This window comes from Streptomyces sp. NPDC045026 (assembly GCF_056432625.1).
The window spans coordinates 32,509-57,125 of record NZ_JBWKIS010000007.1; the positions used below are offsets into that span (position 1 = coordinate 32,509).

20 protein-coding genes are annotated in these 24,617 nt (G+C 72.1%); 5 read left to right on the plus strand and 15 right to left on the minus strand.

Annotated features, from left to right (window positions below; genetic code table 11):
* Positions 1–97: 97 nt before the first annotated feature.
* Positions 98–1,474: an MFS transporter gene (locus AC07EJ_RS17335; protein ID WP_389486093.1), complete on the plus strand. Its 1,377-nt coding sequence runs from the start codon at positions 98–100 to the stop codon at positions 1,472–1,474.
* Here the strand turns inward: AC07EJ_RS17335 and AC07EJ_RS17340 are convergent.
* The 9 genes from AC07EJ_RS17340 to hrcA form a co-directional block, all read right to left on the minus strand.
* Complete coding sequence (locus tag AC07EJ_RS17340; protein ID WP_393586474.1) at positions 1,435–2,439, minus strand: adenosine deaminase; 1,005 nt, start codon at positions 2,437–2,439, stop codon at positions 1,435–1,437. The genes AC07EJ_RS17335 and AC07EJ_RS17340 overlap by 40 nt on opposite strands.
* Before the next feature lie 21 nt (positions 2,440–2,460).
* The gene (locus tag AC07EJ_RS17345) at positions 2,461–3,369 is read right to left on the minus strand and encodes a ribonuclease Z (RefSeq protein WP_389486097.1); all 909 of its coding nucleotides are present in this window, start codon (positions 3,367–3,369) and stop codon (positions 2,461–2,463) included.
* A 20-nt stretch (positions 3,370–3,389) separates the two neighbouring features.
* Positions 3,390–3,743 (minus strand): histidine triad nucleotide-binding protein, encoded by a 354-nt coding sequence (locus AC07EJ_RS17350; protein WP_389486099.1) that lies wholly within the window; start codon positions 3,741–3,743, stop codon positions 3,390–3,392.
* A gap of 133 nt (positions 3,744–3,876) precedes the next feature.
* Positions 3,877–7,164, minus strand: coding sequence for a S41 family peptidase (locus AC07EJ_RS17355; protein WP_389486101.1), 3,288 nt, complete (start codon positions 7,162–7,164; stop codon positions 3,877–3,879).
* A gap of 91 nt (positions 7,165–7,255) precedes the next feature.
* Positions 7,256–7,648 (minus strand): VOC family protein, encoded by a 393-nt coding sequence (locus AC07EJ_RS17360; RefSeq protein ID WP_389486104.1) that lies wholly within the window; start codon positions 7,646–7,648, stop codon positions 7,256–7,258.
* 20 nt (positions 7,649–7,668) lie between these two features.
* Positions 7,669–8,412 carry a 16S rRNA (uracil(1498)-N(3))-methyltransferase gene (locus AC07EJ_RS17365; RefSeq protein WP_389486106.1) on the minus strand — a complete coding sequence of 248 codons (744 nt, stop codon included), beginning with the start codon at positions 8,410–8,412 and terminating at the stop codon, positions 7,669–7,671.
* On the minus strand, positions 8,409–9,482 hold the full coding sequence (locus AC07EJ_RS17370; RefSeq protein ID WP_389486108.1) for a nitronate monooxygenase: 1,074 nt from the start codon (positions 9,480–9,482) through the stop codon (positions 8,409–8,411). Before AC07EJ_RS17370 ends, AC07EJ_RS17365 begins: the two co-directional genes overlap by 4 nt.
* A gap of 66 nt (positions 9,483–9,548) precedes the next feature.
* On the minus strand, positions 9,549–10,685 hold the full coding sequence (gene dnaJ, locus AC07EJ_RS17375) for a molecular chaperone DnaJ (RefSeq protein WP_389486110.1): 1,137 nt from the start codon (positions 10,683–10,685) through the stop codon (positions 9,549–9,551).
* The gene (gene hrcA, locus AC07EJ_RS17380; protein ID WP_382999409.1) at positions 10,686–11,702 is read right to left on the minus strand and encodes a heat-inducible transcriptional repressor HrcA; all 1,017 of its coding nucleotides are present in this window, start codon (positions 11,700–11,702) and stop codon (positions 10,686–10,688) included.
* Positions 11,703–11,823: 121 nt separating this feature from the next.
* Here hrcA and AC07EJ_RS17385 point away from each other — a divergent pair, with 121 nt between their 5' ends.
* Together AC07EJ_RS17385 and AC07EJ_RS17390 are read left to right on the plus strand one after the other, a co-directional pair.
* Positions 11,824–12,555: an MBL fold metallo-hydrolase gene (locus AC07EJ_RS17385; RefSeq protein ID WP_389486112.1), complete on the plus strand. Its 732-nt coding sequence runs from the start codon at positions 11,824–11,826 to the stop codon at positions 12,553–12,555.
* A 34-nt stretch (positions 12,556–12,589) separates the two neighbouring features.
* Positions 12,590–13,417 carry a DUF3097 domain-containing protein gene (locus AC07EJ_RS17390; protein WP_393586483.1) on the plus strand — a complete coding sequence of 276 codons (828 nt, stop codon included), beginning with the start codon at positions 12,590–12,592 and terminating at the stop codon, positions 13,415–13,417.
* Positions 13,418–13,435: 18 nt separating this feature from the next.
* Here AC07EJ_RS17390 and hemW read toward each other — a convergent pair whose 3' ends face one another.
* The 4 genes from hemW to lepA form a co-directional block, all read right to left on the minus strand.
* Positions 13,436–14,668 carry a radical SAM family heme chaperone HemW gene (gene hemW, locus AC07EJ_RS17395; protein ID WP_389486116.1) on the minus strand — a complete coding sequence of 411 codons (1,233 nt, stop codon included), beginning with the start codon at positions 14,666–14,668 and terminating at the stop codon, positions 13,436–13,438.
* Positions 14,669–14,765: 97 nt separating this feature from the next.
* Positions 14,766–16,718 (minus strand): SpoIIE family protein phosphatase, encoded by a 1,953-nt coding sequence (locus AC07EJ_RS17400; RefSeq protein WP_389486118.1) that lies wholly within the window; start codon positions 16,716–16,718, stop codon positions 14,766–14,768.
* Positions 16,719–17,016: 298 nt separating this feature from the next.
* Positions 17,017–18,906 (minus strand): AMP-dependent synthetase/ligase, encoded by a 1,890-nt coding sequence (locus AC07EJ_RS17405; RefSeq protein ID WP_389486120.1) that lies wholly within the window; start codon positions 18,904–18,906, stop codon positions 17,017–17,019.
* Positions 18,907–19,169: 263 nt separating this feature from the next.
* A complete protein-coding gene (lepA, locus tag AC07EJ_RS17410) occupies positions 19,170–21,029 on the minus strand; it encodes a translation elongation factor 4 (RefSeq protein WP_389486122.1) in 1,860 nt (619 codons plus the stop codon).
* A gap of 220 nt (positions 21,030–21,249) precedes the next feature.
* On the opposite strand from lepA, the gene rpsT reads away from it, so the two are divergent.
* Complete coding sequence (gene rpsT, locus AC07EJ_RS17415; RefSeq protein ID WP_383884776.1) at positions 21,250–21,516, plus strand: 30S ribosomal protein S20; 267 nt, start codon at positions 21,250–21,252, stop codon at positions 21,514–21,516.
* 656 nt (positions 21,517–22,172) lie between these two features.
* On the opposite strand, the gene holA is transcribed toward rpsT, so the two are convergent.
* Positions 22,173–23,159, minus strand: a complete 987-nt coding sequence (gene holA, locus AC07EJ_RS17420) for a DNA polymerase III subunit delta (protein ID WP_362902580.1) — start codon at positions 23,157–23,159, stop codon at positions 22,173–22,175.
* A 57-nt stretch (positions 23,160–23,216) separates the two neighbouring features.
* On the opposite strand from holA, the gene AC07EJ_RS17425 reads away from it, so the two are divergent.
* Entirely contained in the window at positions 23,217–23,462 is a 246-nt protein-coding gene (locus tag AC07EJ_RS17425) for a hypothetical protein (protein WP_100594242.1), read from the plus strand.
* A gap of 152 nt (positions 23,463–23,614) precedes the next feature.
* Here AC07EJ_RS17425 and AC07EJ_RS17430 read toward each other — a convergent pair whose 3' ends face one another.
* Complete coding sequence (locus AC07EJ_RS17430; protein ID WP_389486125.1) at positions 23,615–24,496, minus strand: YceI family protein; 882 nt, start codon at positions 24,494–24,496, stop codon at positions 23,615–23,617.
* Between the last annotated feature and the right edge of the window lie 121 nt (positions 24,497–24,617).

Genomic DNA, 24,617 nt, shown 5'->3' on the forward strand with positions numbered 1-24,617 from the left:
CGAGCCCCGGCGCACCCCCCAATCCCCTTGCCTGTTCAGGCAACCCCGTAATTCCGCATGCCCTGATCCCCGTACACCGCCACGCTTTGGAACGCCCGTGTCCCGCCGCACTCCCCGGCCCCTTGTCGCCCTCTTCACGGCCGGTTATCTGGCCCCGTATCTGCTGCCCACCGTCGTGGGCCGCCTCGGTGACAGCCTCCATCTCCCCCCGGCGCAGGCGGGCCTCATCGGCAGTGCGCTGCTGATGAGTTCGGCCGCGGCGGGCTTCACCTTCGCCGGCCGTGTGGACCGCCTGGGCCCCCGCACCCTCGCGAGAGCGGGCCTGCTGCTCGCGGCGCTGGGATTCGGCGCGGCGGCGGCGACGTCCTTCGTGCCGCTGGTGGTCGCCGGCGCGATGGCCGGAGGCTTCGGCTCGGGCACGGCCACGACGGTCGCCGCGACGGGAATCGCCGCGCAGCGCGACCCGCACAGGGCGTCGACGCTGGGCCTGCTCAGCGTCTCGGCGCTGGCGGGTGCGCTGTATCTGACGATGCCGCACCTGGGCACGGGGCACGCGCTCCCGTTCGCGGCGATCGCGCTGACGGCGCTGGCGACGTGGCCGGCGACCGCGGGCCTGGAGAGCGGCACCGCCGGGCTCCGCACCCCGGCCGGGCAGCCCACGACCGCCGGCCCGCTCCCCTTCCGCCGCTCGGGCCTCGTCCTGGCCGCCGCGATGCTCTGCTGGTCCATGGCGCAGAACTCCCTGTGGGGCGTCAGCAGCCGCATCGGCACGGACCAGGCGGGTCTGACGGAGATCACCGTCGGCGCGGTCTTCGCGATCGCGCTCGGCACGGCGCTCGTTGGCGTGCTCGGCGCGGGAGCGCTCGGGTCCCGGCTCGGGCGCGCGCTCCCGATCGGCGCGGGCACGGCACTGATCGCGGGCTGCATCGTGGTGAGCGCCCGCGCGGACGGCCTCGCCTCGTTCGCGACCGGTGAGATCGCGTGGAACACGTTGTACCCGGTGGTCCTGTCGTATTTGATCGGCCTGGCCGCGTCCCTGGACCCGCGCGGCCGGTGGGCGGTCCTCGTCGGCTCGGCGGCGTCGCTCGGCACGGCCTGCGGGCCGCTCACCGGCAGCGTCCTGTCGCAGACGGCGGGCTATCCGGCGATGGGCACGACGCTCGCCGTGGCACTGCTCGTCCTGGCGCTGCCGCTCACGGCGGTGGCACTGCACACGGGCGGCAGCCCGCTGCTGCGGCCCGGCACGGTCCGCAGGAGGGGCGGCGCACCCGCCGCTCTGGTGGCCGGCGTGACGGGCGCCCCGGCGGGCGCGGTCCCGCAGATGGGCGCGCCGGAGCAGGCGGTCGTGGAGATCACCGTGAGCACGCCCCAACCGGCCCCGACGCAGGAGGAGTTCTCCACGGCGGGACCGCGGGGCGGTTCGGCGGCGTTCGGTCAGTCGTCGAACGCGAACGCGTCGACCTCGGCGAGGTAGCGCGCGCGCAGCTCCTCGTCGTCGTCGAGGAACGACGCGACGAACGAGTTGCGGGCGAGCTCGCGCAGCCGCTCGTGGTCGAGCGCGAGCGCCTCGTGGACGGCGTGGAAGGTGTCTGCGACGTACCCGCCGAAGTAGGACGGGTCGTCGGAGTTCACCGTGCAGAGCAGACCGGCGTCCATCATCTGCGGCAGCGGGTGGTCTTCCAGTACGTCGATGGCGCGCAGTCGCACGTTCGAGAGCGGACACAGCGTCAGGGGCACCCGGTCCCGCACGAGCCGCTCGACGAGCGCCGGGTCCTCGACGCAGCGGAGCCCGTGGTCGATGCGTTCGACGCCGAGCACGTCGAGCGCTTCCCATACGTACGAGGGGTCGCCCTCCTCACCCGCGTGGGCGACCTTGCGCAGCCCGAGCGCGCCCGCGGCCTCGTACACCTCGCGGAACTTGGACGCGGGGTTGCCGACCTCGGCGGAGTCGAGGCCGACACCGACGATCCGGTCGAGGTAGGGCTTCGCGGACTCCAGGGTCTGCATCGCCGACTCGGCGGACTGGTCGCGCAGGAAGCACATGATGAGCCGGGTGGAGACGCCGTGGCGCTCCACGCTCTTCGCCAGGGCGGCGTTCAGGCCTTCGACGACGGTCCCGATCGGCACGCCGCGCGCGGTGTGGGCCTGCGGGTCGAAGAAGATCTCGGCGTGCCGCACGCCCTGCGCGGCGGCGCGCGCGAGGTAGGCGTCGGCGAGCTGCTCGAAGTCCTCCTCGGTGCGCAGGACGGCCATCAGGCCGTAGTACAGGTCGAGGAAGGACTGCAGGTCTTCGAAGAGGTAGGCCTTGCGGAGGGCCTCGGTGTCGGCGAAGGGCAGGTCGACGCCGTTGCGGGCCGCGAGTTCGAAGGCGAGCTCGGGTTCGAGGGTGCCTTCGATGTGCAGGTGGAGTTCGGCTTTGGGGAGCGAAGCGAGGGACATCAGAGCATGGTACGCCCGGGATTAACTGCGTTTGGGTACCTGTACGCGGTCGAGGTCGCGTGCCACGGTGAGCTCCCCGGTGAAGCCGGCGGCGCGGGCCTGGCGCTCGAATTCGGCGGGGTCGGAGTAGCGCTGGCTGAAGTGGGTGAGCACGAGGTGCCGCACCCCGCCCTCGGCCGCGACGCGCGCGGCCTGTCCGGCGGTCAAGTGGCCGTGATCGGAGGCCAGTTGGTGGTCCCCGTCGAGGAACGTCGACTCGATGACGAGCATGTCGCACCCGTCGGCGAGTTCGTGCACCCCGTCGCAGAGCCGGGTGTCCATGACGAACGCGAACCGCTGGCCGCGCCGCACCTCGCTCACGTCGTCGAGGGTGACGCCGCGCAGGGACCCGTCGCGCTGGAGGAGCCCCACGTCGGGCCCTGAGATGCCGTGTTCGGCGAGGAGTTCCGGCAGCATGCGCCGCCCGTCGGGCTCCACGAGGCGGTAGCCGTAGGACTCGACGGGGTGGGAGAGGCGGCGCGCGTCCAGCGTGTACGACGGCGTCTCGGCGAGGACGCCGCCCCCGCCGGACACCGGCTCCTCGGCGAGCGCGACGCTCTCGCGGTACGCCGTGGCGTACCGCAGCCGGTCGAAGAAGCGCTGCCCGGAGCGCGGGTAGTGCGCCGTGACGGAGTGCGGCACCCGGTCCAGGTTGATGCGCTGGATGACCCCGGCGAGGCCGAGGGAGTGGTCGCCGTGGAAGTGGGTGACGCACAGCCGGTTGAGGTCGTGCGCGGCGACGCCGGCCCGGAGCATCTGCCGCTGCGTGCCCTCGCCGGGATCGAAGAGGATGCCCTCGCCGTCCCAGCGCAGCAGGTAGCCGTTGTGGTTGCGGTGCCTTGTGGGCACCTGGCTCGCGGTGCCGAGCACCACCAATTCCCGTACGGACACGGCGCGTTGTCCGGCGCCCGCTAGCCGGGGGGCCACTGGAGGCCGCGGCCCCCGAGGACATGGGCGTGGGCGTGGAAGACGGTCTGGCCCGCGCCGCTGCCGGTGTTGAACACGACGCGGTAGCTGTCGAGCTTCTCCTCGGCGGCGACCTCGCCCGTCTCACGCAGTATGTCGGCGGTGATCTGCGGCTCGGCGGCGGCGAGGGCCGCGGCGTCGGGGTGGTGGACGCGCGGGATGACGAGGACGTGGGTCGGCGCCTGCGGGTTGATGTCCCGGAAGGCGACGGTGGTCTCGGTCTCCCGTACCAGCGTGGCCGGGACCTCGCCCGCGACGATCTTGCAGAACAGGCAGTCGGCCTGCGGCTCTCCGGCCACGATCACGTCTCCTCATACCGTCCGGTCACTACGCCGGAATGCTATCCGGCCCGCCGCCGCCCGCGACGCCTGGCTCCTGCGACAGGCTTGTGCGCGCAGCCTTGCGCCCGCCCGCGGCCTTACGCGCGCAGCCTCACTCCCGTACGCGCGGTTCCGGGAGTTCGGGGGCCGTCCGCGCCGGGTTCTCCGCGAGCGCCGCCAGCGCGATGCGCACGGCCTCGTCGAGCTGCGGGTCGCGCCCGGCGGCGTAGTCCTGCGGGGCGGCGACGACTTCGACGTCGGGGTCGACGCCGTGGTTCTCCAGCCCCCACTCGTAGCCGTCGAGCCAGGTCGCGTACTTCGGCTGGGTCACCAGCGTCCCGTCGACGAGCCGGTAGCGGCTGTCGATGCCGATGACGCCGCCCCAGGTGCGTACGCCGACCACGGGGCCGATGCCGAGCGCCTTGATCGCCGCGTTGACGATGTCGCCGTCGGAGCCGGAGAACTCGTTGGCGACGGCCACCACCGGGCCGCGCGGCGCGTCCGCCGGGTAGCTGAAGGGGCGGGAGCCGCGCGGCAGGTCCCAGCCGACGACCCGGCGGGCCAGCTTCTCGACGACGAGCTGCGAGGTGTGGCCGCCGCGGTTCTCGCGCACGTCGACGATGAGCCCGTCGCGCGCCACCTCGACCCGCAGGTCCCGGTGGATCTGGGCCCAGCCGGGCGCCTGCATGTCGGGCACGTGGAGATAGCCGAGGCGGCCGCCCGACTGCTCGTGGACGTAGGCGCGCCGGTCGACGACCCAGGCGTGGTAGCGCAGCGGCTCCTCGTCGGCGACGGGGACGACGACCGCGTGGCGCGGGTCGCCGCCGCCGGCCGGGGAGACGGTCAGCTCGACCGGCTTGCCGGCTGTCCCGACGAGGAGCGGTCCCGGACCGGTGACCGGGTCGACGGGGCGTCCGGCCACCGCGACGATCGCGTCACCCGCGCGCACGGCGACCCCGGGCGCGGCGAGCGGCGCGTGCGCGCGCGGGTCGGACGTCTCGGTGGGCAGGACGCGGTCGATGCGCCAACTGCCGTCCTCGTGGCGGGAGATGTCCGCGCCGAGGAGGCCCTGGCGCCGGTCGCCGCCGCTCCAGGAGCCGCCCGGCGTGACGTAGGCGTGGGAGGTGCCGAGTTCGCCCTGGACCTCCCACAGGAGGTCGACGAGGTCGTCGTGGGTGGCGACGCGGTCGAGGACGGGCCGGTAGCGCGCCAGGACGCCGTCCCAGTCGACGCCGTCCATGTCCGCGCGCCAGAAGTTGTCCCGCATGAGGCGGCCGGCCTCGTCGTACATCTGCCGCCACTCGGCGACGGGGTCGACGTCCTGGCGGACCCGGCTCAGGTCGACCGTGATGTTGGTGTCGCTGTCGTCGTCGGAGGAGGCGCGCCGGTCGCTGGGGACGACCTTGAGCTTGCCGTCGGTCCACAGCAGGACGCGCTTGCCGTCACCGCTGACGGCCAGGTGGTCGGCGTCGGAGGCGAGGTGCTCGATGCGCTGCTGTGCGAGGTCGTAGCGTTCGAGTTCGGTCTTGGGGTCGGGGTCGTCGGGGGTGGCCCGGGACGCGCCGAGTACGCCCTGGACCGGGTGCCGCAGCCACAGGACGCCGTCCTTGGCGGCCCGCAGGGTCGTGTAGCGGGCGGCCTCGACGGGGAACGCGACGATGCGGTCGGCGAGCCCTTCGAGGTCGATACGGGTGGTGGGGGTGCCTTCGCTGTCGGGGGTCTCGGCGGCGGGGCTGTCCGGCGTCTCGAAGGGCCGGCCGTGCCGCTGGGGACCGAACGGGGACGGCGTGGTCGCGGCGAGCGTGATCAGGTGGGGCCGCGAGCCCCCGACGAACGCAAGGTCGAAGACGTGCTCGTCGTAGACCGGGTCGAAGGAGCGCGCGGAGAGGAACGCGAGGTGTTTGCCGTCGAGGGTGAACGCGGGCGCGTAGTCCCGGAACCGCAGCGGCGTCGCCTCCGTCACCGACAGGTCGGCGGTGTTGGCGAGCTTGAGGTGGCGCAGCGGCGAGGGACCTGGGTGCGACCAGGCGAGCCACGCCGAGTCCGGCGAGAAGACGAGGCCGCTCACGTCGCCGTCCTCGCTGCGGTCGACCTCCCTGACCTCGCCGCTCTCGCGCTCGACGAGCAGCACGCGCCCGTCGTGCGAGGCGACGGCGGCCCGGCTGCCGTCGGGCGCCATCGTGAGGTTGAGTACGCGGCCCAGCTGACCGGCGGCGAGCCTGCGCGGGGTGGCGCCGGGCGCGACGCCGGTGGCGGGCGCGAACTCCAGGGCGTCGTCGCCCTCGGCGTCCGTCACCCACACCACGTGTTCCTCGCCCTCGACGCGGAAGGTGCGCGGGAGGCGGGCCCGTACGCCGGGTTCGGCGGCCAGCGCGCGGGCGGGCCCGGAGCGGTGGGTGACCCAGTGGACGGCGCCGCGCACCGAGACGGCGCTGCCGCGTGCGGTGTGGTCGGGTGCCGCGGCGCCGAACCAGCGGGCGGCGCTGACGGGGTGGGGCTGGAGGTCGACGCGCTGCCCGCCGAGGCGGATGTCGAGGCGGCGTGGCGCGGCATCCTCCGCGCCCGCCGCGGATTCGAGGGAGTCCACGATCCACAGCTCACCGGCCGACGCGTACACGACGCGGGTGCCGTCGCTCGACGCGTGCCGGGCGTAGAAGCTGTCCAGGGGGGTGTGCCGGCGCAGTGAACTGCCGTCTGCGAGGGACGAGTACAGGGCGCCGACGCCTTCATGGTCGGACAGGAAGGCGACCCTTCCCCGAGCTCTCGGCTCCGCTCGAGCAGGGGAGGCCCCAATGCCGACCCACATCGGGCACTCGATGTTCCCGTCGAGCTCGTCATGGAGGCGGACGAACTCGCCGTCGCCCGCCCGGTCGATCCACAGCTTCCCGGCCGTGCCGCCCCGGTAGCGCTTCCACCAGGCGGCCTCGCGGCCCATCGGCGCGGACAGCAGGACGACCTGCCCGCCGGGCCCGGTCACGACGTCGCCCACGGGCCCGTACGGCAGCGTGGTGGCGGGTCCGCCGTCGAGGGGCACAGCCCTCGCCCAGCTGCGGCGCAGAGACGCCTGGCCCTGGGTGCTGAGCGCGAGGACCTGCCCGTCGGGGGTCCAGCCGCGCACCGTCGTCCTCGAACTGCCCCAGTACGTAAGGCGTTTCGAGGGTCCGCCGTCGACCGGGGCGATGTGCACCTCGGGGGCGCCGTCGCGGGTGGACGTCCAGGCGACGGTGGTGCCGTCGGGTGAGATCCGGGGGTGGCTGACGGGGACGTTGTCGGCGCTGACGCGCCAGGCGCGGCCGCCGTCGAGGGGGGCGACCCAGACGTCGTCCTCGGCGGTGAAGGCGGCCAACTCGCCGTGCAGATGCGGGAACCGGAGATATCCAGAGTGCGCTGTCCGTGTCACCTGATCACCCTAGGCGCGCACGCACGGCCAGGTCAGGGGGTTTGGTCACTTGCCCCGGACCGCCGCGCGACGCCACCGCCGGCGAGGGGGTTCAGCCGCGCATCAGCAGCCACTCCTGAAGCTCCACGATGTTGTCCTCGGGGTCCTTGAGGTGGGCGACCCGCATCCGGTCGGTCATCGGCGCGGGCCCGTGGAGGATCTCGGCGCCGCGGGCGACGATCTGCTCGCAGAACTCGTCCAGGTCGTCGACCCTCAGTACGACGAGGGAGCGGTGCCCGTCCGGGGCGTCACTCAGATCGCCGATGATCTGCGACATCATCGCCCGGTCCTCGAGCCCGATGCCCGCGGAGCCCGCCGTGAGGCTGAACTTCTCGTACGGGCCGTCCTGCGCGCCCGACTGCGGCTTGAGGCCGAGCACGTCCGCGTAGAAGTGGTAACAGGCACGGAAGTCCGTGACGAGGAGTCTGACCTGGGCGAGTTCCACGCGTCCCCCTGGGGGTCTGATCAGGACCAGCGGCCGGTGCGGCCGAGGAGCAGCGCCGTCGCGGCGGTCCCCGCGGTCGACGTACGCAAGACGCTACGCCCGAGCCGGTACGGGCGCGCGCCCGCCTCGGCGAACGCGGCGAGCTCGTCGGGCGAGACGCCGCCCTCCGGGCCGACCACGAGGACGATGTCCCCGGCCGTGGGCAGCTCGGCGGTGGCGAGGGCGCCGCTGTCGCAGTCGCGGTCCTCGTGGAGCACGGCCGCGAAGTCCGCCCCGGCGAGCAGTGCCGCGACCTGCTTGGTCGTCGCGGCGTCCGCGACGTCCGGGAAGCGCACCCGGCGCGACTGCTTGCCCGCCTCGCGCGCGGTGGCCCGCCACTTGGCGAGCGCCTTGGCCCCGCGGTCGCCCTTCCACTGCGTGATGCAGCGGGCGGCCTGCCACGGCACGACCGCGTCGACACCGGTCTCCGTCATGGTCTCGACGGCGAGTTCGCCCCGGTCGCCCTTGGGCAGGGCCTGGACGACGGTGATCCTGGGCGCCTGCGCGGGCTCCTCCTGGGCGGGGCCCGCGGTGACGACGAGCCGGTCCTTGCCCTCGGCGGCCGCCACGACCGCCTCGGTCCAGCGCCCGCGCCCGTCGGTCAGGACGACGTCCTCACCGGCGCGCAGCCGCTTCACGGAGACCGCGTGCCGTCCCTCGGGCCCGTCGAGCACGAACGTTCCGGCTCCGGGCACCTCGTCGACGACGAACACCGGCGCCGTCATGCGGCACCCCGCGCGCCCAACGCGTCCTTCGCCTGCGCGAGTTCCGCCGCGAGCACCTCGACGAGCTGGCCGGCGGGCAGCTCACGGGCGAGCCGGTGGCCCTGCCCGGCCCACAGCGCCATCCCCTGCGGGTCCCCCGCCTTGGCGGCGGCCTTGCGCAGCGTCGACGTCATGTGGTGGATCTCGGGGTAGGCGGCGGGGGCGTACGGGCCGTGCTCGTGCATGAACCGGTTCACGAGGCCGCGCGCCGGGCGCCCGGAGAAGGCCCGGGTCAGCTCGGTCCGCACGAACAGCGGGTTGGTCATGGCCTGCTTGTGCAGGATGTTGGCGCCGGACTCGGGGCAGACCAGGAAGGCCGTGCCGAACTGTCCGGCGTCGGCGCCCGCGGCGAGCACGGCGGCGAGCTGCCCGCCGCGCATGAGGCCGCCGGTGGCGATGATCGGGATCTGCACGGCCTCGCGGACCTGGGCGATCAGCGCGATGAGTCCGATGCCGGAGCCGTCGGCCTCCGGGTTGTCCCGGTGGGTGCCCTGGTGGCCGCCCGCCTCGATGCCCTGGACGCACACCGCGTCGGCGCCGGCCCGCTGGGCGGCCTGGGCCTCCTCCGGGGTGGTCACGGTGACGGCGGTGAAGGTGCCGACGCGGGCGAGGGAGTCGAGGACGTCGCGGCTCGGGCAGCCGAACGTGAAGGTGACGACCGGTACCGGGTCGTCGAGGAGGATCGCGAGCTTCGCGTCGAAGCCGTCGTCGCGGCCGCTGTCAGGGTCGCCGAGCTTCGTCTCGTACCAGGCGGCCTCACCGGCGAGCTGGTTGCCGTAGACGGCGACGGCCGCGGGGTCCGCGTACTCGGGCTGCGGCATGAAGAGATTGACGCCGAACGGCTGGTTGGTCAGCCCCCGTACCTGCTTGATCTCCTGGTACATCCCGTCGGCGGTCTTGTACCCGGCGGCGAGGAATCCGAGCCCGCCGGCCTCCGAGACGGCGGCGGCGAGCTGCGGACAGGAGGCACCGCCCGCCATGGGTGCCTGCACGATCGGATAGTGACAGAGATCGGTCAGCGTGGGGGACATGACCGCATCGTGCCACGTCCCCCGGACAAGTCCGAATCCGCCTGCCGGCCGTTGAATGCAATCCGCCTAGCGGCCGTTGAAGGCATCCTTCAACCGCGAGAACAACCCCTGCTGCCCCGGCTGGAACTGCCCCGTGGGCCGTTCCTCGCCGCGCAGCTTCGACAGCTCGCGCAGCACCCGCTCCTGCTCCGGGTCCAGCTTGGTCGGCGTCAGGACCTCGACGTGCACGATGAGGTCGCCGCGGCCGCCGCCGCGCAGGTGCGTGATGCCCCGCCCGTGCAGCGGGACCGACTGGCCGGACTGCGTGCCCGGCCGGATGTCGATCTCCTCCAGGCCGTCGAGCGTCTCCAGCGGCACCTTCGTGCCGAGCGCCGCGGCCGTCATCGGGATGGTGACGGTGCAGTGCAGGTCGTCGCCGCGCCGCTGGAAGACGGTGTGCGGCAGCTCGTGGATCTCGACGTACAGGTCACCGGCGGGGCCGCCGCCGGGGCCGACCTCGCCCTCACCCGCGAGCTGGATCCGCGTGCCGTTGTCGACACCGGCCGGGATCTTCACCGTGAGCGTGCGCCGCGAGCGGATGCGGCCGTCACCGGCGCACTCCGGGCACGGCGTCGGCACGACGGTGCCGAAGCCCTGGCACTGCGGACACGGCCGCGACGTCATGACCTGGCCGAGGAAGGACCGCGTGACCTGGGACACCTCGCCGCGACCGCGGCACATGTCACAGGTCTGCGCGGACGTACCCGGCGCGGCACCCTCACCGCTGCAGGTCGTACAGACGATGGCCGTGTCGACCTGGATGTCCTTGGTGGTCCCGAAGGCGGCCTCGTCCAGCTCGATCTCGAGCCGGATCATGGCGTCCTGGCCGCGGCGCGTGCGCGACCGGGGACCACGCTGGGACGCCGTTCCGAAGAACGCGTCCATGATGTCGGAGAAGTTCCCGAAGCCACCGGCGCCGAAGCCACCGGCCCCGCCTCCGCCCGCCTGCGAGAGGGGGTCGCCGCCGAGGTCGTAGACCTGCTTCTTCTGCGGGTCCGACAACACCTCGTAGGCGGCGTTGATCTCCTTGAACCGCTCCTGTGTCTTCGGGTCCGGATTCACATCCGGGTGAAGCTCACGGGCCAGCCTGCGGAAGGCCTTCTTGATCTCGTCCTGGGAGGCGTCGCGGCGCACGCCGAGTACGGCGTAGTAGTCCGTGGCCACTTACGACTCCGCCAGGATCTGTCCGACGTAACGTGCCACTGCGCGTACTGCTCCCATCGTTCCCGGGTAATCCATGCGGGTCGGTCCGACCACGCCGAGTTTGGCGACTGCCTCGCTGCCCGAACCGTAGCCGACCGAGACCACGGAGGTGGAGCTGAGTCCCTCATGGGCGTTCTCGTGACCGATCCGTACGGCCATGCCCGAATCGTTTACCTCACCAAGGAGCTTGAGGAGCACGACCTGCTCCTCGAGGGCCTCGAGGACGGGCCGGATGGTGAGGGGAAAGTCATGTCCGAAGCGGGTGAGATTGGCGGTGCCGCCGATCATCAGCCGCTCCTCGGTCTCCTCGACGAGCGTCTCCAGCAATGTGGAGAGCACCGTCGCGACCGTGCCCCGGTCCTCCGCGTCGAAGGACTCCGGCAGGTCCTGCACCAGCTGCGGCACGTCCGCGAAGCGGCGTCCCGCGACCCTGCTGTTGAGCCGGGCCCGCAGATCCGCGAGCGAGGTCTCGCCGAACGGCGCCGGGCAGTCGATCATCCGCTGCTCGACGCGCCCCGTGTCCGTGATCAGTACGAGCATCACACGGGCGGCGGCGAGCGAGAGCAGCTCCACGTGGCGCACGGTGGACCGCGTCAGGGACGGGTACTGCACCACGGCGACCTGCCGCGTCAGCTGCGCGAGCAGCCGCACGGTCCGGCCGACGACGTCGTCGAGGTCGACGGCGCCGTCGAGGAAGTTCTGGATGGCGCGGCGCTCGGGCCCCGTCATCGGCTTGACCGCCGTCAGCTTGTCCACGAACAGGCGGTAGCCCTTGTCGGTCGGGATCCGCCCGGCGCTCGTGTGAGGCTGGGCGATGAACCCCTCCTCCTCCAGCGCCGCCATGTCGTTGCGCACCGTCGCCGGTGACACGCCGAGGCTGTGCCGCTCGGTGAGCGCCTTGGAGCCGACCGGCTCCTCGGTCCCCACGTAGTCCTGGACGATGGCGCGCAGCACTTCGAGCCTGCGTTCACTGAGCATTCGCGCACACCTCCAGCTGTGTCGTCCGCGGCTGGCACTCGGTGCGGCCGAGTGCCAATAGTCTCCGGGTCAGTGTACGGCCGGTGGGTACGGGCCCGGCAAGGGCGCTAGCGTCGGACCCATGGACGACCTGGACTGGAATGCGGTGGGCTGGGAGGAGCTGTCCGCCCGGACGGGCCGGATCCGGCTGCCGGGCTGGGACTGCACGACGGGCCTTGTGGTGGGCGACGGGGCGGCGTTGCTGATCGACACGGGGTCATCACTTCGTGAGGGTGCGGCGCTGCGGGCCGACACCCGGCGCCTCATCGGCCCGCACTCGCGCGTGACGCATATCGCTCTGACGCACCCCCATTTCGACCATGTTCTCGGCACGGCGGCCTTCGCCGGGGTCGAGGTGTACGGAGCCGCGGGCATCGACGCCGTGTTCACGCGGGGCCGCGACGAGCTGCGGGCCTCCGCGGTCGCCCACGGCGTGCCGTACGACGAGGCGGCCGAGGCGGTGGACGTGCTCGTCGTGCCGCACCACCGGGTGTGCGGGGAGTGGACGCTCGATCTGGGCGGCGGGCTCCAGGTGCTGCTCGCGAACGTGGGTCCGGGGCACAGCGGGCACGACCTGGCCGTCCTGGTGCCGGGCACGCCCGAGATCGTCTTCTGCGGTGACCTGGTCGAGGAGTCGGGCGAACCGCAGGCGGGCCGCGACGCGGTGCCGAGCCGCTGGCCCGCCGCTCTCGACCGGCTGCTGGAACTGGGCGGTGAAGATGCCGTGTACGTCCCTGGGCACGGAGCCGTGGTGAATGCGGAGTTTGTCCGTGCGCAACGTGCCGCGTTGGCGGCTCGTTTCGGCGTGTCGTAACCGCACGGCAGTTCGTACTCCTATCGTCTGGTCCATGCGCCAGTACTCCCCCGACTTCACCCCGCCGTGGAAGAAGCAGCAGGCCGCGCCCGAGGTGGCGGCGGACGTGGACCTCGTGGTCGAGGAGGTCACGACCGGGTTCTGCGGGGCGGTCGTCCGCTGCGAGAAGACGGCCCAGGGCCCGACGGTGACCCTGGAGGACCGCTTCGGCAAGCACCGGGTGTTCCCCATGGAACCGCGCGGCTTCCTGCTCGAAGGCCGGGTCGTCACCCTCGTACGTCCCGCGGCCGCAGCGCCCGTTCGTCCTGCGCGCACGGCCTCCGGGTCGGTCGCGGTCCCCGGGGCGCGGGCGCGGGTCGCGCGGGCCGGGCGCATCTACGTGGAGGGCCGGCACGACGCGGAGCTGGTGGAGCGGGTCTGGGGCGACGACCTGCGCATCGAGGGCGTGGTCGTGGAGTACCTGGAGGGCGTCGACGACCTGCCCGCGATCGTCGCCGAATTCGCTCCGGGGCCCGACGCGCGGCTCGGCGTCCTCGTCGACCACCTGGTGCCCGGCTCGAAGGAGTCACGGATCGCGGCGCAGGTCACCGGCGAGCACGCGCTGGTCGTCGGCCACCCCTACATCGACGTGTGGGAGGCCGTGAAGCCCTCGTCCGTGGGCATCCGGGCGTGGCCCCGGGTGCCGCGCGGCCAGGACTGGAAGACGGGCGTGTGCCGGGCGCTCGGCTGGCCGGAGAACACCGGCGCGGCCTGGCAGCACATCCTGTCGCGGGTGCACAGCTACCGCGATCTGGAGCCCGAACTCCTGGGCAGGGTCGAGGAGTTGATCGATTTCGTGACACTGCCCGCGGACCTGAGCTAGGGATGCTCGGGGCCCTCCTCAGTCGACCAGGTCGCGGACGACCGCGTCGGCGAGGAGGCGGCCGCGCAGCGTGAGGACGGCGCGCCCGGACTCGTACGGGGCCGCTTCGAGCAGGCCGTCGGACAGGGCGCGGCCGGCGGCGGCGCGGCCCGTGGGCTTGAGGAGCGACAGCGGGCAGCCCTCCAGGAGCCGCAGCTCCAGCAGGATCCGCTCGACGCGCCGGTCCTCGTCCGTCAGGAGTTCGCGCCCCGCGCCGGGCGAGCGCCCCTCCGCGAGGCGTCCGGCGTAGGCGCCCGGGTGCTTCACGTTCCACCAGCGCACCCCGCCGACGTGGCTGTGCGCTCCGGGGCCGGCGCCCCACCAGTCGGCGCCGCGCCAGTACAGCTCGTTGTGCAGGCAGCGGCCGGCGTCGGTGGTGGCCCAGTTCGACACCTCGTACCAGTCGAAGCCCGCCCCGCCGAGGACCTCGTCGGCGATCAGGTAGCGGTCCGCGTGGACGTCGTCGTCCGTCATCGGGACCTCGCCGCGGCGGATGCGCCGGGCGAGCTGCGTGCCCTCCTCGACGATCAGTGCGTACGCCGACACGTGGTCTGGCCCGGCGCCGATCGCCGCCTCCAGCGAGGCCCGCCAGTCGTCGTCGCTCTCGCCGGGGGTGCCGTAGATCAGGTCGAGGTTGACGTGGTCGAAGCCCGCGGCGCGCGCCTCGGCGACGCAGGCCTCGGGGCGGCCGGGGGTGTGGGTGCGGTCGAGGATCTTCAGCACGTGCTGCTTGGCGCTCTGCATGCCGAAGGAGATCCGGTTGAAGCCGCCTTCGCGCAGGGTCTGAAGGTAGGCGGGGCCGACCGACTCGGGGTTGGCCTCCGTCGTCACCTCGGCGTCGGGCGCGAGCCCGAACTCGTCACGGATCGCCCCGAGCATCCGTACGAGGTCCTCGGCCGCGAGCAGCGTCGGGGTGCCGCCGCCGACGAAGACGGTCCGCACCCGGCGCGGGTCGTCACCGAGGACCTTGCGGGCGAGGCGCACCTCGTCGACGAGGGTGTCCGCGTAGTTGTCGCGGGAGGCGAGCACACCGCCGGAGCCGCGCAGCTCGGTCGCGGTGTACGTGTTGAAGTCGCAGTAGCCGCAGCGCGTGGCGCAGTACGGGACGTGCAGATAGAACCCGAGGGGCCGGTCCGCCGCCCCGGCCAGGGCGGAGGCGGGCAGCGCGCCGTCGTCGGGGACGGGCTCACCGTCAGGAAGTGCGGAAGGCATGGCCCTATTGTCCCGCAGCCGAGAGGTCGCCCCGCCGGCCGCGGCTCAGGGGGTCCGGGGGCCAGGGGCCCAAAGGCGTATCGGGGGCCCGTACGGCTCAGCAGGCCTGGAGGACCAGGAGTGCGAGGTCGTCGTCCGGCGGGCTTTCGGAGAACTCGTGGACCAGGCGTCTGATCCGCTCGGCGAGCAGCGGCGCCGTGAGGCCCGTGCAGCCGGCGAGGGCGTGGGAGAGGCCGTCGCCGTCGTCGAACTGGCGGTGTCCGTCCCGGCGCTCCGTCACCCCGTCCGTGACGCACAGCAGGGTGTCGCCGTGGTGGAGTACGAGGCTCTCGCTGGTGTAGTCGGGGTCGTCGACGACCCCGAGGAGCACCTGGGGCTCGGCGGCGGACTCGACCAGGCCGTCCGGCCGCAGCAGGAGCGGCAGCGGGTGTCCGGCACTGGCCAGGGTGCAGCGCATCCCGTCCTCGGTGGGCACCAGCTCCCCGTAGAGCAGGGAGAGGAAGCGGGGTGCGCCCTCGGGGGTGAGGCCCTGGCCGCCCGCGGCGGCGAGCGCGCGGGCCGCCGCGTCGGCCGCCTCCGTGGCGTCGTCGAGGAGGAGCCGGTTGAGCCGGTCGAGGACCTCGGCGACCTGGTACCCCTCGCGGGCGAGCAGCCGCAGCCAGGGCCGGGCGAGGCCGATGACGACGGCCGCCTCCGGGCCCTTTCCCTGCACGTCGCCGAGCGCGAAGCACCAGCGGCCGTCACCGGCGGGGAACACGTCGTAGAAGTCGCCGCCGGGGCCGCCCGCGTCCCGCGGCTCGTAGACGAGCGCGGACTCGATGCCGGGGATCTGCGCGACGGCGGAGGGCAGCAGGCCGCGCTGGAGGATGCGGCTGATGGTGGCCTGCCGGGTGTAGCGGCGGGCGGCGCTGACGGCGAGGGCGACCCGGCGGGCGAAGTCCTCGACGAGGCCGGTGACCTCGTCCGGGAAGCGGGTCAGGCCCGCCCGTCCGATGAGCAGGGTGCCGACGGCGCGGCCGCCCGCGCTGAGGCGGTAGGCGAGCGCGGCGCCGGCCGGGTCACCGCCGAGGGACTCGAAGGGCCACGGCACGGGGACGGCCGCGCTGCGCGCCGCGTCGGTGGGCTGCGGCGGGTCCTTCTCCAGGATCTTGCGGAGCTCCTCCATACGGTTCTCGCTGGTGTGCCAGACGCGGGCGAGGCGGGGCGTGGCGAGGGCGCCGGTGCCGCGGCCCGCGCGGTCGGCGGTCCCCCGGTCCGGCCTGCCGTCCTCGTCGTCGAGCCAGACCGCGCACCAGTCGGCGAGGCGCGGCACGAGCATCTGTCCGGCGAGCGAGGCGACCTGGTCCTCGTCGAGCTGTCCGGCGAGCAGGTCGGAGGCCTCGGCAAGGAAGGAGAGGGCGCCGCGGTTGACCCAGTCCTGGTCGGCCGGGAAGCGGCGCGGCGCGAGAGCCGGCAGTTCGGCGGCGCGCAGCCCGCGCTGAAAGGTTCTTGCACCGAGGAACGCCTCGGGGTCGCCGCCGCGCGGGTCGGCGTCGTCGACGGGGAGGCGGGCCCAGACGGTCTTGGTGCCGGGCTGGTAGGTGATGCCCCAGGCGTCGGAGAGGGAGGCCACGAGGCGCAGGCCGCGCCCGCACTCGGGAGTGTCGGGGCCCAGGTCGGTGCGGTCGCTGCGGACGGCGCGCGCGGGGTGGTGGTCGGAGACCTCGATGACGAGGGCGGCGGGCGCGCACCCGCCGTCCTGGTCGTCGGGGTGGACGGTTTCGAGGCGGCACAGCAGCTCGACGTTGGTACCGGCGTGTACGACGGCGTTCGTGACGAGTTCGCTGAGTACGACCACGGCGTCATCGGTGAGCCGGTCGCCGCCGGCCGCCGTCGCGGTCAGGCCGAGCTCCGCCCAGTCGGCGAGCGAGGCCCGTACGAAGCGCCGCGCCGCGGCCGGGGCCAGCGGGTTTCCGGGCAACGAGGTCCGCACGACGGCCGGTGCTCCCGGGCGACGGGAGGGCTCGTCGGTGGCGTAGGTGATCTCCCGTTGCAGCGGAATGGACCCCACGGTGCGGCTCCTGAGCAGGTTCGGGCAAAGACGCCTCAGGCGACACGGACAGAGTGACAGACCGGCCCCGCCCATAAGCACCGAGTTACCGAAGTGGGCCACCATGAGCGAGAACAGTGCTACGCGTGTTCACGATCCGGGCCGCATCGGCGCCACCGTCCGACTGCCTCACCACGCCCTTCGGCCCTTGGGAGCGCCGGAAACGATGAACGACGCAGGAGCTGTAACGCGCGATGCGTCGCGGCCGGACACCGTAGTGCCCGACCGCGACGCATCCTTCAAGAGGTGACGCGGGGCGTCACTTCTCGCGTGAGCCCGCGTACATCTCGTCGATCAGGTGCCCGTATTCGCGCTCGACGACCGGCCGCTTCAGCTTCAGGCTCGGGGTGAGCTCGCCGTGCTCGATGTCGAGGTCGCGCGGCAGGAGCTTGAACTTCTTGATGGTCTGCCACTTCTGGAGGCCCAGGTTGAGCTCCTTGACGTAGCCCTCGACCAGTTCGACCGTGGCGGGGGCGGCGACCACATCGGCGTACGACCTGCCCCCCAGGCCGTTGTCCTTGGCCCACTCCAGGATCGACGGCTCGTCCAGGGCGATGAGCGCCGTGCAGAAGTTCCGGTCGGCGCCGTGCACCAGGATGTTCGAGACGTACGGGCACACGGCCTTGAACTGGCCCTCGACCTCGGCGGGCGCGATGTACTTGCCGCCCGAGGTCTTGATGAGGTCCTTCTTGCGGTCGGTGATCTTGAGGTAGCCGTCGGGCGACAGCTCACCGATGTCGCCGGTGTGGAACCAGCCGTCGGACTCGAGGACCTCGGTCGTCTTCTCGGGCAGCCCGTGGTAGCCCTCCATGACGCCGGGGCCGCGCAGCAGGATCTCGCCGTCGTCCGCGATCCGTACCTCCGTGCCGGGCAGCGGCTTGCCGACCGTGCCGGTGCGGTACGCCTCGCCGGGGTTGACGAAGGACGCGGCGGAGGTCTCCGTGAGGCCGTAGCCCTCCAGGATGTGCACGCCCGCGCCGGCGAAGAAGTAGCCGATCTCGGGAGCGAGCGCGGCGGAGCCGGAGACACAGGCGCGCAGCCGGCCGCCGAACGCCTCGCGCAGCTTGGAGTACACGAGCGCGTCGGCGACCTTGTGCTTGGCACCGAGCGCGAACGGCACCGAGGCCGAACCGGTCCTGCGGAAGTTGTCCTGGCTGGCCTTCGCGTACTCGCGGGCGACCTCGGCGGCCCACTGGAAGATCTTGTACTTGGCGCCGCCGCCGGCCCGCGCCTTGGCCGCGACCCCGTTGTAGACCTTCTCGAAGATGCGCGGGACGGCCGCCATGTACGTCGGCTGCACGATCGGCAGATTCTCGATGATCTTGTCGACACGGCCGTCGACGGCGGTGACGTGTCCGACCTCGATCTGGCCGGAGGTGAGGACCTTGCCGAAGACGTGCGCGAGGGGCAGCCACAGGTACTGCACGTCGTCCGGGCCGACCAGGCCGGTCGCGGCGATGGCCTTCGCCATGTACGACCAGTTGTCCTGCGGGAGCCGCACACCCTTGGGCCGGCCGGTGGTGCCGGAGGTGTAGATCAGCGTCGCGAGCTGGTCCGCGGTGATCGCGCCGACCTTCTCCTTGATCAGGTGCGGGTTCTTCTCCAGGTACGCGGCGCCCCGCTTCTCCAGGTCGGCGAGCGTGAGCAGCCAGCCCTCGGGGTCCGCGGCGTCCGGCTCGACCCCGGCCTCGTCGATGACGACGACATGGGCGAGGTCGGGCAGCTCGGCCCGGCGCTCGCGGGCCTTGGCCAGCTGCGCCGCGTCCTCGGCGATCAGGACCTTGCTGTCCGAGTCCGCGAGGATGAACGCCGACTCCTCGGCGTTGGTCTGCGGGTACACGGTGGTCGTCGCGGCGCCCGCGCACAGGATGCCGAGGTCGGACAGGATCCACTCGACCCGCGTGGAGGAGGCGAGCGCGACGCGCTCCTCCGGCCGCACGCCGAGCTCGATCAGGCCGGCCGCGATGGCGTAGACCCGCGTCGAGGCCTGCGCCCAGCTCAGCGACTTCCACTCGTCGGGGCCCTCACCGGAGGCCGATGGCACCGGGTAGCGATAGGCCTCGGTATCGGGCGTGGCCGCCACGCGCTCCAGGAAGAGGGCCGCCACGGACGGCGGGCGGTTCTCGATCAGGGTCTGTGTGTCGCTCACGACGTCCTCCGGGGGCCCGCGGCAGCGCGGCGAGACTGGGCGCGGCTGGCTGTTGGCGGCTGTTGTTTAACTGGCGAGTAACTACCGAGCAGTGATCAGAGTAGAGCGCGGTCGCCCGGTGCGTAAGGGGCCGCAGCCTGTCACTTCTTGTCGACAGCCGCTGTACACACGGCCCCCACAAAAGGCCCGCACAACAATGCCGGGAAAACAAGAGGCCCGCCGCACTGACGCGCGACGGGCCCCGGACTGCTGTGACGACCGGCCTACTTCTTCTTCGTACCGCTGTCGTCGCTGGAGAGCACGGCGATGAAGGCTTCCTGCGGCACCTCGACGGAGCCGACCATCTTCATACGCTTCTTGCCCTCCTTCTGCTTCTCGAGCAGCTTGCGCTTACGGGAGATGTCACCGCCGTAGCACTTGGCGAGGACGTCCTTGCGGATGGCGCGGATCGTCTCGCGGGCGATGACCCGGGAGCCGATGGCGGCCTGGATCGGCACCTCGAAGGCCTGCCGCGGGATGAGCTCGCGCAGCTTGGCGACGAGCCGCACGCCGTACGCGTAGGCCGCGTCCTTGTGCGTGACGGCCGAGAAGGCGTCGACCTTGTCGCCGTGCAGCAGGATGTCGACCTTGACCAGGCTGGAGTCCTGCTCGCCGGTGGGCTCGTAGTCCAGGGACGCGTAGCCGCGCGTCTTGGACTTCAGCTGGTCGAAGAAGTCGAAGACGATCTCCGCGAGCGGCAGCGTGTAGCGGATCTCGACGCGGTCCTCGGAGAGGTAGTCCATGCCGAGCAGCGTGCCGCGGCGGGTCTGGCAGAGCTCCATGATCGAGCCGATGAACTCCGACGGCGCGAGGATCGTGGCGCGCACGACCGGCTCGAAGACCTTGTCGATCTTGCCTTCGGGGAACTCGCTCGGGTTGGTGACCGTGTGCTCGGTGCCGTCCTCCATGGCCACGCGGTAGACCACGTTGGGCGCGGTGGCGATGAGGTCGAGCCCGAACTCGCGCTCCAGGCGCTCGCGGATCACGTCGAGGTGGAGCAGGCCGAGGAAGCCGACGCGGAAGCCGAAGCCGAGGGCGGCCGAGGTCTCCGGCTCGTAGACGAGCGCGGCGTCGTTGAGCTGCAGCTTGTCGAGGGCCTCGCGCAGGTCCGGGTACTCCGAGCCGTCCAGCGGATACAGGCCCGAGAAGACCATCGGCTTCGGGTCCTTGTAGCCGCCGAGCGCCACAGTCGCGCCGTTGTGCAGGGAGGTGATCGTGTCACCGACCTTGGACTGACGGACGTCCTTCACGCCGGTGATGATGTAGCCCACCTCGCCGACGCCGATGCCGTCGGCCGGGGTCATCTCCGGGGAGGAGACGCCGATCTCCAGCAGCTCGTGGGTGGCACCGGTGGACATCATCCGGATCCGCTCGCGCTTGTTGAGCTGACCGTCGACGACTCGTACGTACGTCACGACTCCGCGGTAGGAGTCATAGACGGAGTCGAAGATCATTGCGCGGGCGGGAGCGTCGGCGACACCGACCGGGGCCGGGATCTCGGCGACGACCTTGTCGAGCAGCGCCTCGACACCCATGCCGGTCTTCGCGGAGACCTTCAGCACGTCGTCCGGCTCGCAGCCGATGAGGTTCGCGAGCTCCTCGGAGAACTTCTCGGGCTGGGCGGCCGGCAGGTCGATCTTGTTGAGAACCGGGATGATCTTGAGGTCGTTCTCCATCGCCAGATAGAGGTTGGCGAGAGTCTGCGCCTCGATGCCCTGGGCCGCGTCGACGAGCAGGACCGTGCCCTCACAGGCCGCGAGGGACCGTGAGACCTCGTACGTGAAGTCCACGTGCCCCGGGGTGTCGATCATGTTGAGGATGTGGGTCTTGCCCGGGTCCTCGCTCGGGGCCCAGGGCAGACGCACCGCCTGGGACTTGATCGTGATGCCGCGCTCGCGCTCGATGTCCATCCGGTCGAGGTACTGAGCACGCATCTGCCGCTGATCGACCACACCGGTCAGCTGGAGCATCCGGTCGGCGAGCGTGGACTTGCCGTGGTCGATGTGCGCGATGATGCAGAAATTGCGGATCAGAGCCGGGGCGGTACGGCTCGGCGCGGGCACATTGTTAGGGGTCGCGGGCACGCAGGGTCCTGTCTCTTGAGGCGCCTGTCGCCTCGGGTCGGATCTATACGTAGGTTCCATGGTCCCACGGACGCGGGACTGCGCCCGGTTTGGGCCGCTCGGAGTGCGACTGGTACCGTTGACGGCTGTGCCTCATGCCCTCTCAGCACGAGGCGCCTCAAGAGAAATCACCGGCGCGTGGGCGTGAGCTCGCGTGCCTGAACCTGCAAAGGCTCATTTCGTGGCGAACATCAAGTCCCAGATCAAGCGGATCAAGACCAACGAGAAGGCTCGTCAGCGCAACAAGGCTGTCAAGTCCTCCCTGAAGACCGCGATCCGCAAGGCCCGCGAGGCCGTTGCCGCGGGTGACACCCAGAAGGCCGTGGAGCTCACGCGCGAGGCTTCGCGCCAGCTCGACAAGGCCGTCTCCAAGGGCGTCATCCACAAGAACCAGGCCGCCAACAAGAAGTCGGCGCTTGCTTCCAAGGCTTCTTCCCTCAACGGCTGAGTACCCACTCCCTCACGGGACGGGCACACTCCTTTGATGTGAATCGCCGGACGGAACCGAGCGGGCCCTCTCTCTCCGCTCCCGGCCGGCACCCCGGATCTGCACGCGACTGCGTTCGCCACGCGGGTGCGGATCCATCGAGCTTGAACCCAAGACCCCGCACAGCTGTCCTTCCCCAGGATGGCTGGGCGGGGTTTTTGGCGTGTACGGGGTGGGGCTGGGGGCTGGGGTTTTGGGCGTGTACGGGGATGCGTGGGCCGGGGGGGCTGTGCGTGGTGTGCGTGGTGCACGTGCCCCGGAGGGCTTGTGGGTGAGCCGTCGCCGGGTGCAGGGGATACGGGGGACGGCTTGCGTGCTGGCCGTCGCCGGGTGCAGGGGTGCAGGGGTGCAGGGGTGCGGGGGGGCGGCTTGCGTGCTGGCCGTCGCCGGGTGCAGGGGTGCGTGTGGTGCGGGGGTGCGTGGGCCGGGGAGTCGGCGTGTGCACGTAGGCCTGGGCGGCCTGCGCGTAGGCCGGGGGCTTGCGCGTCGGCCTATCGCCGGGTGCGGGGGGTGCGCGTGGGCCGGGGGCCTGTGCGTGGTGCGGGGGGGGTGCGCGTGGGCCGGGGGCCTGTGCGTGGTGCGCGTGGCTCCGGGGGGCTGCGGGTTTGGGTGGGGGCTCAGCCGCGGCGGGAGCGGGCGGCCCGGGCGATGGTGACCACGGCCTTCTCCAGGGCGTACTCGGGATCGTCCCCGCCGCCCTTGACGCCCGCGTCGGCCTCGGCGACGGCCCGCAGCGCGACGGCCACGCCGTCCGGCGTCCAGCCGCGCATCTGCTGGCGCACCCGGTCGATCTTCCACGGCGGCATCCCCAGCTCGCGGGCGAGATCCGCGGGCCGGCCGCCCCGCGCCGACGACAGCTTGCCGATGGCACGGACCCCCTGCGCGAGCGCGCTGGTGATCAGCACGGGCGCCACCCCCGTCGACAACGACCAGCGCAGCGCCTCGAGCGCCTCCGCGGCGCGGCCTTCGACGGCCCGGTCGGCGACGGTGAAGCTGGAGGCCTCCGCCCGGCCCGTGTAGTACCGAGCGACGACCGCCTCGTCGATGGTGCCCTCGACGTCCGCGCCGAGCTGCGTCACAGCGGATGCCAGCTCCCGCAGGTCACTGCCGATCGAGTCGACCAGGGCCTGGCACGCCTCCGGCGTCGCCGAACGGCCGGTCGCCCGGAACTCGCTGCGCACGAACGACAGCCGGTCCGCGGGCTTGGTCATCTTGGGGCAGGCGACCTCGCGGGCCCCCGCCTTGCGGGCCGCGTCGAGCAGCCCCTTGCCCTTGGCGCCGCCTGCGTGCAGCAGCACCAGCGTGATCTCCTCGGCGGGCGCCGCGAAGTAGCCCTTCACGTCCTTGATCGTGTCGGCCGAGAGGTCCTGCGCATTGCGCACGACCACGACCTTGCGCTCGGCGAAGAGCGACGGGCTGGTCAGCTCGGCGAGCGTGCCGGGCTGGAGCTGGTCGGACGTGAGGTCACGCACGTCCGTGTCCGCGTCGGCGGCGCGGGCGGCGGCCACCACCTGCTGCACGGCGCGGTCGAGCAGCAGGTCCTCCTGCCCCACGGCGAGGGTGACAGGGGCGAGCACGTCGTCTGTTGCAGTCTTCCTGGCCATCGCGGTCAAGCATCCCACGCGGCACTGACATCCCCCGCCGTGCCGGAGAATGGCCGGGTGACCGATGCACGACATGTACTGGTGCTGCCCGACCGCGACGCCGCGGAGGAGGTGGCCGAGGAGCTTCCCGACCGGTTCGGCGTCACCGAGGAGCCCCAGCTCGTACGGGACGCACTGGCCGGTGAGGACGACGCCGAGGACGCCCAGTGGCTCGTGGTGATCGAGGACCCCACCGGCCGCCTCGACCCCGCCTCACTCGACGAATTCGCCGCAGAGCACGAGGGCTGGCTCGAGGCGCCTTAGCGGCGGGGCCATCGAGGACCGGCCGTCGGAAGCGCCGTCGTTGGGGCTCCGTCGTTGAGAGCTCCGTCGTTGAGAGCTCCGTCGTTGAGAGCTCCGTCGTCGGGAGCGCCCTCGTCGGGAGCGCCGCACCGACGTCAGGTCTTGCGGCGACGTCAGGCCTTGGGGACGATCTGGATGTCGAGCTCGATCTTCACGCTGGAGCCGACCGCCGCGATCCCGCGCGCGAGCATCGTCTGCCAGTTGACCGTGAAGTCGTCGCGGTGCAACTCCGTGGTGGCGCGGCAGGCGGCACGGGTCTCCCCCTCCATGCCGTTGCCCAGGCCCAGGTACTCCGCGTCGAGCGTGACCGTGCGGGTCACACCGTGCAGCGAGAGCGCGCCGGTGATCGCCCAGCGGCTGCCGCCCTTGTGCACGAACCGCTCGCTGTAGAACTCGAGCGTCGGGAAGTGGTCCACGTCGAGGAAGTCGGCCGACCTGAGGTGGTCGTCGCGCATCTTCACGTTCGTGTCGATGGAGGACGCGTCGATGACGACATGCATCGCGGACCGCTCGACCCGCTCGGCGATGCGCAGCGCGCCCGCGAACGTGTTGAACCGGCCGTGGATCCGGGCCAGTCCGATGTGCCGCGCCGTGAACCCGACCGATGAGTGCATCGCCTCGATCTCCCAGTCCCCGGCGTCGGGCAGGGCCGGCGGCTGAGCGACCTGGAGCATCACGTCACCGAGCGAGGAGTGCGCGCTCTCGCCGACCGAGGCGTTCCCCCGGTACGGCGTGTAGCCCTCCGCCGTGACCGCGAGCCGGTAGTCGCCGGCGGGCACGGCCGCGACGAACGAACCGAACGGGTCCGCCCCGCCACTGACGACCTTGCGCCCCATGGCATCGCTCACCGCGAACTCGGCGCCGCGCACCGGCTCGTTGACGGGGTCGAGCACCCGGCAGCTGACGAATCCCGCACCGGGCGGCACGCTCACCCCCGCGAGGGGACTTGTTCGTTGAGCCCGGTTCGTACGGTTTCCCAGCCAGCGGCCGAACATGTGCGAGACACCCCAGTGAAGCTTGACACCACCATCAACGAAGATGCATTCGACCACCGTTAGGGCATTCGGGGCAACACGGGCCCACATCGCGGGAATGCCAGAGACTGTTACCCCTGGT